Source organism: Tritonibacter horizontis (genome assembly GCF_001518015.1).
GTDB classification, from domain to species: Bacteria; Pseudomonadota; Alphaproteobacteria; order Rhodobacterales; family Rhodobacteraceae; genus Epibacterium; species Epibacterium horizontis.
Genome location: NZ_LPUY01000138.1, coordinates 68,386 through 79,783 on the forward strand (window position 1 = coordinate 68,386; position 11,398 = coordinate 79,783).

Here is an 11,398-nt window from a genome sequence, read left to right on the forward strand (position 1 = left end):
TCAGGGAATAGGCGCCCCGAAGATCCGGGCGGCGGTTCCGGCAGCCGTGCGGGCGTCAATTCCCCCAGACAAGGGTAAGAATCACGTCGCAGGTTCCGGCTCAGGCCGCCTTGGCAATCATCGCCATCTGCCGCAGGGCCGCGCCCAGCGGCGCCTTGACCGGAACAGAAATCGAGAAGGGGTTGTTTTCGACCAACTCGATCACCGGATCGGACTTCAGAAAGGTGGAATAGGCGGCGATCTGCGCCAGCAACGCCTTTGCCGCCGTCTTGCGCGCATCGCCACTGCTGAATTTCATCTCGAACAGCGCCTTCATCAGCGCGGTCTGGTTGCCGTCGGTCACACCGGCCAGACCGGCATCTGCGATCTTGGCCAGCACCGGATGTCCCTGCCCGCGCAGCGCCGATTGCAGGGCCGAAATACCGTCATCCACATCTTCCTTGGCCGCCATCCAGATCGCCATCGGATCGCCCGCCGGATCACTCAACGGCGCGGCGTCCTGTGCGACGGGCGCATCAAGCGCGGCTGCCAGTGCCTTGAGCCCCGCGACCGCCCCGGTCAGGTCGCCCGCTTTCAGCTGGGCGTCGATCTCGCGCGCCTGCAATGCCAATGGGGCCGCTTGCGCGGGCGGTCGTGTCTTCAGCTTGGCGACCTGTGCCAGCAACAGTTTTTTCAGCTTTGCGGCCTGTTGCGACTGGCCCTCGCCACCGTCGCCAGCCTCCGGCCCTGTTTCTGGTCCGGTATCTGATCCGGTTTCTGGCCGCACCGCAAGTTTGGTCAGCGCCGCCTCCAGCCGGGTCAGCCGGGCATCGCAGCCCGGAAGATCCCCCTGCCCCAACAGCTGTGCGCAGGCCTTCACCTCCGGCGCCAGTTTTTTGGCCAGGTCCGGGTTCGGCAAGCCTTTGATCGCCGTCGCGGCAGCTGCCACGCGGCGCTTCAACAGGGCAGGATCCAGCGATGGGGTCGCCGGGCCACCCGGATCCGGCGCGCCGGGTTGCTCCGGGCCGGCGCCCTCTTCGATCTCCGCCTCATCGCCATCGGGCAGCATGTCCTCGTCAAGAACGCTGCCGTCCTCGGACAGCAGGATGGGGTTGTATTTCACCATCCCTTCGACGCGGAATTTCTTCTTCAGCTGTTTGACCATGCCCTTGAGCGGCTTCACCGGCTGCAGCCGCACATCGGTCTCCTCGACGCTGAGCACGCCAAAGCAGGTCTTTTTGATCGCGGCGTCCTTCTTGATCTGTTCGCGCAGGACCTTGCCCGGCTTGCGCAGATCAATCACCAGACCGCAGTCTTCGGCCTTTGTCGCCAACCCAAAGGCAAAAGGCAGCTCCCCGCCGGAAGACTTGGCCTTTTTCAGCAATTTCACGATGGCATCTGCGTCAAAAACCGAAGTCGACATTGCATTCTCCTAGTTGGCATCGCCCGAAACAGCGGCCCAGTCTTCCGGGCTCATGTCGACAAACTCCAGCTCCGCTTCATCGCCCGGCTCCGACAGGCTGCGATCAGGCCAGATCATCTCGTGTGCGTGGCGAAAGATCGCGACAAGGTCGCGCTCATCAAAGGGATATTGCAGACCGGCAAATTCCTCGATGCGGCCAGAGGGGTCGGCAATCAGGGCATCCAGCGCCAGCCGCAGCCAGTCGAGGTTGCCGTCCTGATAGGCCCGTTTGTGCATGGTCCGGATATCGGCATCGAAATTGGACAGATCCGACATCGGATCCGGCGCGTTCACCGCCCGCCCCGTGGTCAGCAGCCGGATATACTGGGCGATCATTTCCTTGCGAATTTTCATGGGATCATATTACTCGGGTTGGCGTTTTTATATGTCTTGGTTTCATTGTCCCACCCTTCCGCGACGGGGAATTGCTGCATCATCACCCAACGACCGGGAATGCTGGCCGGGGCCGTATTGTGGCGGATTTGGTAATGTTTGACATAGTCGGCATTATCCTGCGGCGTCACTTCGTCATGGACGGTTGGATCAACCGGAAAGGCGGTGGTTTCCGCAGGCAACGTCGCCGGCTCCCAGATGAAATTCACAAAGGCGCGGGTCAGCCCTTCGATTTCCTCGAAGGTTTCATAGGTCTTGTCGTTGATCACCTCACCGCTGTTTTCTTCAATCTTCACCTGACGCTTGTGCCCGATAAAGGCCTTGTCGATGGGGCGGCCGTGTTCCACCGTAAATTCCGCAGACTCCTCCGGCGCGGTCAGGGGATCGCCCGTATAGGTCATCACGGTCACGTCGAGGTCGATCCCCTTGGCGGCGGCGGCCTCTGCCGCGATCTGGCGGCCGGCCAGCCAGTCCTGGGCGCTGTGAAACTTTGACGAGGCCCCCGTAAACGAACGCTCGTCATCGGTCTTGGCGTTTGGCGGCTTGCCGGATTTCAACCGCTCGATCAAAGCGGCATCATCAACGGTCGGCCCGTGCCGGTCCAGCGAATGCCCGGCCCGACTGCCAGTCCCGTCCCGCGTCTCGCAGGCCTCGGCAGCGGCGGTGCACTGGACCGCCAGATCGGTGCGAATGCCCTCGAAAGCGGTCTCGGCGGTCTTGAATTCAAGCGCCTTGGCAGCCGTTTCCGCAGCGGTGATCCGGTCCTTGAACGGTTGCAACGTCGAAACATCAACCGCCTCATGTTCAAGCGCGCCAATGATGCCTTTGACCTGGAACCGCGCCGTCGCCATCGGACGCACGGTTTTCAGCAGCGCCTCGTGCTGGTCCAGCAGCAGGAAGGCATCGCCATATTCCTTGTCGGTCAGGGCGCGCGCTTTGGCCGCTGCCAGTTGCTGGTCCAGCGCGTCCTCCGCCTCCGGCAGTTTCAGATAGGCCTTGATCCGCGCATGGTCCTGTTCGACCCGTTTCAGCTTCTTGTCGAAATCGGCCATCGCCAGCGCCAGGTCGAGATAATCCGTACCATCCAGCACCGCCTGCAAATCCGCTGTGGCCTTGACCGGATCCCCCAGCACGGTCACAGCCGCAGTCTTGATTGCCGTGTCAAGCGGGCCGGTCAGCGCATCCTCGCCGGACGGCAGCACCGCCAATAGCGACTCTGCCGCGGCCTTCACCTCCAGATATTTCGGAACCAGGCGAAGCTGCGCCAAAACCGCAGGCACGGCGGCAATCGCGTCCATGTATTTCTCGGCTGCGATGTCATCGTTCAGGGGGGTGTGAAAATCAAAACCGGCAGCTTCGGGGTACTGGGCCAGGATCGCCGCGATCTCGTTGCGCTCATCCGCCACCTTTGCCAGCTGGAACAGGGCTTCGAGCTTGGGCAGATATTGCGCCGCGCCGGTGGTGGCCGTGAAATCCCCGGCCGTGACCCGCGCCTCATGCGCGGTCCATGTGGCGATCAGATCGCTCAGTTCCGGGTCCTTCAGCACTTTTTTCAGCGCCTCGTATTTGCTTTGCAAGCTGCTGAGAACCTGTTTCGAAAGGCTCTCGTTCATGACGGTGCCGTTGGTTTTCGCCCAGTTCACCAACCAGGTCCGCGCGGCTTTTGGCTTGTTGCCCTGGCCCAGCGCATCCTGTTTCTGCACTTCCAGCATGGCCGCCTTGAAGGTGGCGTCTGTTGGCATCATCGACATGTCAAATCCGCGCAGGTAGCGCGCCAGCCTGGTGCGCGCCGGCGTCGCGTAATCCATCAGCGCCTGCAGCAGGGCCCTGGCGGCTGTGTAGTCCCGTTCGGTCGCCTTGGTCTTGGCGTTCTTCAGGTGGCTCTTAAAGGTTTTGACGTCGCGCAGCTGGCTGGCCAGAATGATCTGACACCGGCTGTGGTACTTCTGCATATATGTCTCAAGAAGGGCATCGTAGGCGACAGCGTCGTCCAGGTCGTCCTCGTCGGCAAGGTTGCTTTTCCAGGCTTGCAGCGCCGACTTGGCGGTGGCGAAATCTCCGGTTTTCGAAGCGCTGGCCGCCGCCGTCATCTGGGTGTTGCGGGCGGTGGCCAATGTGTCACGCGCCGCGATCTCGACGGGATCACTCTTTGGCATGGACGAGATCAGCGCCAGTGTCGCCCGTGTCCAATTGTCAAAATATGCACCATAGGTCTGAGCCTCGGTGGCGCGGGTGACACAGTCGGTGGCATCGCTTTCGACGCCTTCGAAATCGGCCACGGAAACGGCGTTGCCCATCGCGACCCGCGCCGCATTGACCAGCCGCTCCAGATAGGTAAAGGCCCCCTGATCCAACGCATCACGGACCGCCTCGAATTTCGCTTCCGCCGCCGCAAGGGCGGTCTGCGCCGCCGCCCGTGCCAGCGCGATTTGGCGCTGCGTGGCAATCTGCGCCGCCAGATCGGCAATATCCGTATCCAGCCCGTCAAACGCCCCGATGTCGGTGGCGCCCGACACCTCCCGTTTCAGCGCCTTGCGCCCGCCAGCAAATGCACGGCGCGCGCCAGAGGCCAGTTCAGCGCCGATGCTGATCTTTGCAAGCTCCGCCAGGGCCGCCGTCCGGCGCGCTTCCAGGGCAAGATCCTCATCGCTCAGCGGGTCAGGAATGGTCCAATCCTTGATGCTGTAAAACCGTTCAGCCCATTGGCGAATGGCCGGATTGTTCGCAAGCGGATCAGGGGTATTGGCCAAAAGTCACCTCAATTCGATCTGCAGCGCGGCGCGATGAACAGGCAACGCCGATGCAGCCAACCACAACCATAGGTTACGGCTCGCCAACAAATCAACACATAAGGCCGCCCACTCAACATTCAGAGGTTTAGGACGCGTGGCGGCGGCACAGAGGTTGGTGACACACCGGCAGGCACGAAGGATCAACAAGACAACAGGCCAGAACAAAAGGCGCAGCCCGTCGGGTGCGCCTTTGGGTCGATACCATGTGGCACAAAGCACAAGGCACGAAAATCAACGCCATCTGCAGCCTGCCCCGACCTTAGGCAGCCTCAGACGGTTCGGTGGGCCGTGTCTCAGTGCGTCCAGGGGCCGCGCCGGTTGGTGGCGAAGTTTTCGCCATAGCCGCCTGCGCGCAGGTTTGGCTTGCGCGTCTTGGGCTCCTGGACCTCCGCCTCGATGCCGTGGTCCTTGGCGTATTCCAGCGCTTCTTCCTTGCTGTCGAACCGCAGGCGCACCTGGCTTTGGGTGTCAGAGGACGAGGTCCAACCCATCAGCGGATCCACTTCACGGGCGCTCTGCTGCGCAAACTCCAAAACCCATTTGCGTGTTTTTGCCATGCCAGAGGTCATGGCATTTCGAGCTGGCCGGTAAATCCGCGCGCGCATGGCTGTCTCCTCGAGTAGATTCCTTTGGCCTTGTATGCGATGGATGTGCCCGCGCGGCAAGATCGCAAATGTGTTGCAATGCACAGGGTTGCCCCATCGCACCCCGGTTTGCCAGGGCTTGTCTGTTTGACTCGCCGCTTGAAGTGGAACAAAAACAGACCAAACTCTCTGTGCATGCCGACAAGGAACCGCAGATGCCCTACGCCAATTCCGACACCTCTTCCCTGCCGATGATGGCTGACCGCGCGCCCGAACGCCGCGAGAAGCTGGAAGGCGGCAGACGGTTCACCATGAAAACGGAGTTCTCGCCCGCCGGCGACCAGCCCCGCGCCATTGCCGAACTGTCACAGGGCGTGCTGAACGGCGATCGCGATCAGGTCCTGTTGGGCGCCACCGGCACCGGCAAGACCTTTACCATGGCCAAGATCATCGAGGAGACCCAACGCCCCGCGATCATCCTCGCCCCGAACAAGACGCTGGCGGCGCAGCTATATGGCGAGTTCAAAGGCTTCTTCCCGGACAACTCTGTCGAATATTTCGTGTCCTTCTACGACTACTACCAGCCCGAGGCCTATGTGGCGCGGTCAGACACCTATATCGAGAAGGAAAGCCAGATCAACGAGCAGATCGACCGGATGCGCCACTCCGCCACCCGCTCGCTGCTGGAACGCGACGATGTGATCATCATCGCATCTGTGTCCTGCATCTACGGCATCGGCTCGGTCGAGACCTATTCGGCGATGACGCAGGATTTGCTGGTGGGCAAGGACTACGACCAGCGCCAGATCATGGCCGATCTGGTGGCGCAGCAATACAAGCGCAACGATCAGGCGTTCCAGCGCGGATCGTTCCGGGTGCGTGGCGACACGCTGGAGATCTTTCCCGCGCATCTTGAAGATCGCGCCTGGAAACTGTCGTTCTTTGGCGAGGAACTGGAGGCGATCACCGAATTCGATCCGCTGACCGGTGAACGCACCGGCAGTTTTGAAAAGATCCGCGTCTACGCGAATTCGCACTATGTGACGCCAAAGCCGACGCTCAACCAGGCTGTCATCTCGATCAAGCAGGAGCTGCGCCAGCGGCTGGATGCGCTGGTCGGTGAAGGCAAACTGCTGGAAGCGCAGCGGCTGGAACAGCGCACCCAATTCGACATCGAAATGCTGGAGGCCACCGGCCATTGCAACGGGATCGAGAATTACTCGCGCTATCTGACCGGCCGCGCCCCCGGCGAGCCGCCCCCGACCCTGTTTGAATTCATTCCCGACAATGCCATCGTCTTTGCCGACGAAAGCCACGTGTCGGTGCCGCAGATCGGCGGCATGTACAAAGGCGACTACCGGCGCAAATTCACGCTGGCAGAGCACGGCTTCCGCCTGCCCTCCTGCATGGACAACCGGCCGCTGAAATTCGAGGAATGGGACGCGATGCGCCCGCAATCGGTCTTTGTCTCCGCCACGCCCGCCGCCTGGGAGCTGGAGCAGGCCGGCGGGGTCTTTGCCGAACAGGTGATCCGCCCCACGGGCCTCTTGGATCCGCAGGTGGAAATCCGCCCCGTTGACATGCAGGTCGATGATCTTCTGGACGAAATCCGCAAGGTCACGGCGCAGGGCTATCGCACCCTGGCCACTGTTCTGACCAAACGTATGGCCGAAGATCTGACCGAATACCTGCACGAACAGGGGATCAAGATCCGCTACATGCACAGTGACATCGACACGCTGGAACGGATCGAGATCCTGCGCGACCTGCGGCTTGGCGCCTTTGACGTGCTGGTGGGGATCAACCTCTTGCGCGAGGGTCTGGACATCCCCGAATGCGGGTTGGTGGCCATTCTGGACGCAGACAAGGAAGGCTTCCTGCGCTCTGAGACCTCGCTGATCCAGACCATCGGCCGCGCCGCCCGGAACGCCGACGGGCGCGTCATCATGTATGCAGACCGGATCACCGGATCGATGGAACGGGCGATTGGCGAAACCGACCGGCGCCGCGAGAAACAGATCGCCTATAACATCGAACACGGGATCACGCCGGCGACCGTACGCAAGAACGTCGATGACGTGCTGGCCGGGCTTTATCAGGGCGACACCGACATGTCGCGCGTCACTGCCAGTCTCGACAAACCGATGCATGGCGCCAACCTGGAAGCCCACCTGGCCGGTCTGCGCGACGATATGCGCAAGGCGGCCGAGAACCTCGAATTCGAGGAGGCCGCCCGCCTGCGCGACGAGGTCAAGCGACTGGAGGCGGTCGATCTCGCCATCTCTGCCGACCCGCTGGCGCGCCAATCCGCGGTCGAGGCCGCAGCCGAGCAGGCCACCAAGACCCGCGGCCGCTCCACCGCCGGCAAGGCCGGACAACGCGGTGGCAATGTGAAACGGCGAGGACGGTGACCGGCGCGGGCCATCGGGGAAACGGCAACGGTGCGTCGGGCGCCCCTGCCGTGCCGCCGCAGCACGCCGCTGCCCCCTTGGCCGGTGGCGCCGCTGCCCGGCACGGCCGCGCCGGCACCCATTTGGTCAGCAGGACGGCCCTTGACATCGAATAACTTTCCACAATGTGGTGTTATACATACAGACGCCGTTTGTTTCACCATCCTCACAGGACATTTTTCATGCCCCGCTTGCTCCTGTCTCTTTCGATCTTGGCCCTGCTGACCGCCTGTGCCACGCCACAACAGCGCTGTATCCGGGAAGGCTCCGCCACCCAGAACCGGCTGGTGAAAGAGATCACAGAGACCGAAGCCAATATCGCCCGTGGCTACGCCATCCATCGTCAGACCGTGCCAGAGACGATTTTTCACACCTGCCGGCGGGTCAGGGACGGCACCGTCGTCGGCTATTACCCCTGCCCGGAAACCTACTACCGAACCATTGAAACCCCCGTTGCCATTGAGGTGTCTGAAGAGCGGAAAAAGCTCACTGGCCTCAAAGACGCGCTCCCCGGTGCCCAACGACGTGCCGAAGAAGCCACCGCTCAATGCCGTATACAATTTCCTGACTAAGCCCCCCTGGACACTCCGACCCCTGAGGAATTTTTTATGATCCGTTTGGCCCTCCCCATGACGCTCGCGCTTGTTCTGATCTCCTCCGCCGCGGTTGCGGATCGGGGGTTTGCCGGGCGGAAGGGGTGGAATCTGCAGCTGAACGACGACACCACCAACAGCATTGTGGAACAGCTGAAACGGGATTTTCGCACCTGTCAGAACAAACCCAAGGTCTATCGCTACGACTGCTATCGCCGCAGCTATCGGACCGGGGCACAAGAGCTGAACGGCAGCCGCGAATACGGCCCGGTGGCAGAGGCGCTGGCGCTGGTCGAAAAACGGATTGGCGCCGCCGTCCAGGCCAACCTCGATCCCAGCCAGCCGCCGCTTCGCGACAATATCTTTATTCAGCACCGCGCCGTCAAACCCGAGGCACTGCCCCTGATCAAACAGGCGACCCTTGCCGCAATGGAAGAGGCCACCACCATCCTGCTGCGCACCCCCGACAACGAACAGCAAAAGCACTTCCAGCGGGTCGCCGCCGTCATTCAGTCCAACAAGGTCCTGTTGCGCTCTGCCCTGTTGGCGCTGCCACGCCCGATGATCCGTCTGGCGCAGATGTTCGCCCCCAGCCTTCACGGCTAGCGCCCCCACCCCGCCCGGCCTGCCTGCGCCCGTGCCTGCCGGGCCACCGGATAGGACCAATCCCGGCCAACTCCGCCTAGGGAAATCTTTGCTCCCTATGCTAGGCTGGTCGCGATTGTGTTAGCGGGAGTATCAAGTCATGCGTTTTTCTCTGTCCATTCTGGCAATGGTCACCTGTCTTGCGGCCACCTCCGTCTCTGCCGGGGAACGGGGCGGCGACAGTTCCAGTGGCGATGCAAACTCGGCCAATACCGTCAACACCCGCACCACCACCGAACTGGTCCGCCAGATCACCCGCGACATGCAGGAGTGTTTTCAGCTGTTCGAAGCCTATCGGTTTGATTGCTACCACAGGGCCTTCAAATTCGCCGCCGTGAAGGTCAAGGGCAGCATCGACTATCAACCGGCCTATGAGGCGCTGCGCCATGCCGAAAACCGCATCAATGCGGCGGTGCAGGCCAATCTGGACCCCGGTGCCAAGAAGATCCGCAAGGGGTTTCAACGCTTTAGCGCGGTGAAACCGGCGGCGGTCGCGGCCGTCAAACAGGAAACCGTTCGCGCCCTGGAAGAGGCGCAAACCATCCTGCTGCGATCGCCGGCGCCGCATCAAAAACCCCATTTCCAGAAAATCGCCGCCGTGATCGATTCCAACAAGGTGCTGATCCGCTCGGCCCTGCGCGCCCCGCATCTGCTGTTGCGGCGTCTGGCGCTGGGGTTCTGGGCCGACCGTTTCGGCTGAACCGGGCCCGGCCGCGCGCGCCAGATCGGTGCGATCCCGCGCGCGCGGACGCGGACAGAGGGGTCATTGCCTAGTCGAAAGCAGCAACCACGTCATACATCACCGGCTCGAAACTGCGGCACAGCGTGTTCAGCACCCGGTTGCGCTTGCGCATTTCATCGCTACGCAGCATGTCCATGAAATCTTCCCGCTGCCGCCACTGCGAATAATTCGCAACCCGCGTCTGGGCATCGTTCACATGTAACGCCGCCGAGATGAACCCAGGCTGGTGCGAGATGAATTCCGCAATCGCCGCCTGCAGCGTATCAATGAGATCCTGACAGGTGCCCGGCGTCACCTCAAAGGTGGTGATAACCGTTTGCACCTCGGTTGATTTCGTAATCGTCGGCATGGTGGGCCTCCTTTGCGTCCTCCGGGTCAGACTATCCCCTCCGGCTTGAAAGTCGATGGTGTTCTGTTCTACCAAAGGTAGAACCTGACGGACAGAGAGAGGTCTGCCGCGTGCTGAGATCCGCAGCGCTTCTGGTGTTATTCTGCTCGGTCTTCCCTGTGGCGCTCCTGACCGGGCCACGGTCCCCACAGGCGGGCGCTTGGCTGGAGCAGACGCAGCGCGGGTTCATCTCTTCCAGCCTCCGGCTGCGCCCCTCCGGCCAAGAGCTCAGCGCCTATGCCGCCTATGGCGTCACCCCGACGCTGACCTTCGGGCTGGATCTCAACCAAAGCGACAGCGGCGGGGTTCAGTCCGCCCATGCGCTGGCCTTTGCTCGGCTGCCCCTGCGCCAGCACGACACCGGCTGGCAATGGGCGATGGAGCTGGCCGCCGGGCAGAGACGCCACAGCAGCAGCTGGTCCGGGGTCACGCGGGTGACCCTTTCGGCCGGGCGCGGCTGGCAACTGGCCGGACGCAGCGGCTGGATCGCGGGTGATCTGGCCCGGGAATGGGGCGGCCCGGACGCCACCCAGGCCTGGAAACTCGACAGCACGCTTGGCTTCAACGCCCGCAGCGGAGCAGCCCCGATCCTGCAAATCGAACTTTACCAACCGCGGGAGGCGGCGTTGGTGTCGAAACTGCTCCCCGGCCTTCGCTGGTCGCTCCGCAACGACAGAGAGTTGCTCACCGGGGTGGAGTGGCGGTCCTTTGGCGACACACGGCTTGGCCTGCGGCTGGAGCTATGGCACAGGTTCTAGGTGCCCCCGGCGCGGTCTGGACTGCTCTGGTCTGGGCTGCTCTGGTCTGGACTGGCTTGCGCTGGACTGGCATGACCTGCCCGCAGACCCCAATCAGGAACACCCGAATGGCACTAAGCCCCCTCCGCCCCACCGATGACGAGGCCCGCGCGCTGGCACATGAATTGCTGCGCGCCGCGCGATATGCATCGCTTGCCACCTTGACAGAGGCTGGCCACCCGATGCAGAGCCGCATCGCCTTTGGTCTGGATGGCGCCGGGCAGCCGATCTCTTTGGTTTCCACCCTCGCGGCCCACACGCAGGCGCTGCGCACCCGGCCCCAGATTTCGCTGCTGGTGGGGGAGCCGGGCGACAAGGGCGACCCTCTGACCCATCCCCGGCTGACCCTGAATGGCCGGGGCGAGATACTGCCCAACACCGGCGAGCGCCACGCCGAAATGGCCGCGCATTATCTGCGCAGCCACCCCAAGGCCAAGCTCTATATCGGGTTTGGCGATTTTCATTTCCTGCGGTTCCACATCACCGACGGGTTTCTCAACGGCGGCTTTGGCAAGGCGTTTCAGATGACGCAGGCGGATCTGTTCCAGGTCGAATAGCCCCTGCCACAGCCTC

Annotated in this window: 11 protein-coding genes; 6 read left to right on the forward strand and 5 right to left on the reverse strand. The window is 62.5% G+C overall.

The window, feature by feature from the left end:
• Positions 1-100: 100 nt before the first annotated feature.
• The 4 genes from TRIHO_RS22275 to TRIHO_RS22290 all read right to left on the reverse strand — a co-directional run bounded on the left by TRIHO_RS22275 (position 101) and on the right by TRIHO_RS22290 (position 5,231).
• Positions 101-1,402 (reverse strand): hypothetical protein, encoded by a 1,302-nt coding sequence (locus TRIHO_RS22275; protein ID WP_068248925.1) that lies wholly within the window; start codon positions 1,400-1,402, stop codon positions 101-103.
• A 9-nt stretch (positions 1,403-1,411) separates the two neighbouring features.
• A complete protein-coding gene (locus TRIHO_RS22280; protein WP_068248927.1) occupies positions 1,412-1,795 on the reverse strand; it encodes a hypothetical protein in 384 nt (127 codons plus the stop codon).
• Positions 1,792-4,584, reverse strand: coding sequence for a hypothetical protein (locus TRIHO_RS22285; RefSeq protein ID WP_068248928.1), 2,793 nt, complete (start codon positions 4,582-4,584; stop codon positions 1,792-1,794). Before TRIHO_RS22285 ends, TRIHO_RS22280 begins: the two co-directional genes overlap by 4 nt.
• Positions 4,585-4,919: 335 nt before the next feature.
• A complete protein-coding gene (locus TRIHO_RS22290) occupies positions 4,920-5,231 on the reverse strand; it encodes an ETC complex I subunit (protein ID WP_068248929.1) in 312 nt (103 codons plus the stop codon).
• A gap of 194 nt (positions 5,232-5,425) precedes the next feature.
• On the opposite strand from TRIHO_RS22290, the gene uvrB reads away from it, so the two are divergent.
• The 4 genes from uvrB (at position 5,426) to TRIHO_RS22310 (ending at position 9,598) form a co-directional block, all read left to right on the forward strand.
• Positions 5,426-7,621, forward strand: a complete 2,196-nt coding sequence (uvrB, locus tag TRIHO_RS22295) for an excinuclease ABC subunit UvrB (protein ID WP_068249119.1) — start codon at positions 5,426-5,428, stop codon at positions 7,619-7,621.
• Between the two features lie 221 nt (positions 7,622-7,842).
• The gene (locus tag TRIHO_RS22300) at positions 7,843-8,232 is read left to right on the forward strand and encodes a hypothetical protein (protein ID WP_068248931.1); all 390 of its coding nucleotides are present in this window, start codon (positions 7,843-7,845) and stop codon (positions 8,230-8,232) included.
• 36 nt (positions 8,233-8,268) lie between these two features.
• The gene (locus TRIHO_RS22305; RefSeq protein ID WP_068248933.1) at positions 8,269-8,859 is read left to right on the forward strand and encodes a hypothetical protein; all 591 of its coding nucleotides are present in this window, start codon (positions 8,269-8,271) and stop codon (positions 8,857-8,859) included.
• Between the two features lie 139 nt (positions 8,860-8,998).
• Complete coding sequence (locus TRIHO_RS22310; RefSeq protein WP_068248935.1) at positions 8,999-9,598, forward strand: hypothetical protein; 600 nt, start codon at positions 8,999-9,001, stop codon at positions 9,596-9,598.
• A 70-nt stretch (positions 9,599-9,668) separates the two neighbouring features.
• On the opposite strand, the gene TRIHO_RS22315 is transcribed toward TRIHO_RS22310, so the two are convergent.
• Positions 9,669-9,989 carry an antibiotic biosynthesis monooxygenase family protein gene (locus tag TRIHO_RS22315; protein ID WP_068248936.1) on the reverse strand — a complete coding sequence of 107 codons (321 nt, stop codon included), beginning with the start codon at positions 9,987-9,989 and terminating at the stop codon, positions 9,669-9,671.
• A 110-nt stretch (positions 9,990-10,099) separates the two neighbouring features.
• On the opposite strand from TRIHO_RS22315, the gene TRIHO_RS22320 reads away from it, so the two are divergent.
• The gene (locus TRIHO_RS22320) at positions 10,100-10,786 is read left to right on the forward strand and encodes a hypothetical protein (protein ID WP_232367862.1); all 687 of its coding nucleotides are present in this window, start codon (positions 10,100-10,102) and stop codon (positions 10,784-10,786) included.
• A 107-nt stretch (positions 10,787-10,893) separates the two neighbouring features.
• Positions 10,894-11,382: a HugZ family pyridoxamine 5'-phosphate oxidase gene (locus tag TRIHO_RS22325; RefSeq protein WP_068248938.1), complete on the forward strand. Its 489-nt coding sequence runs from the start codon at positions 10,894-10,896 to the stop codon at positions 11,380-11,382.
• Positions 11,383-11,398: the final 16 nt, after the last annotated feature.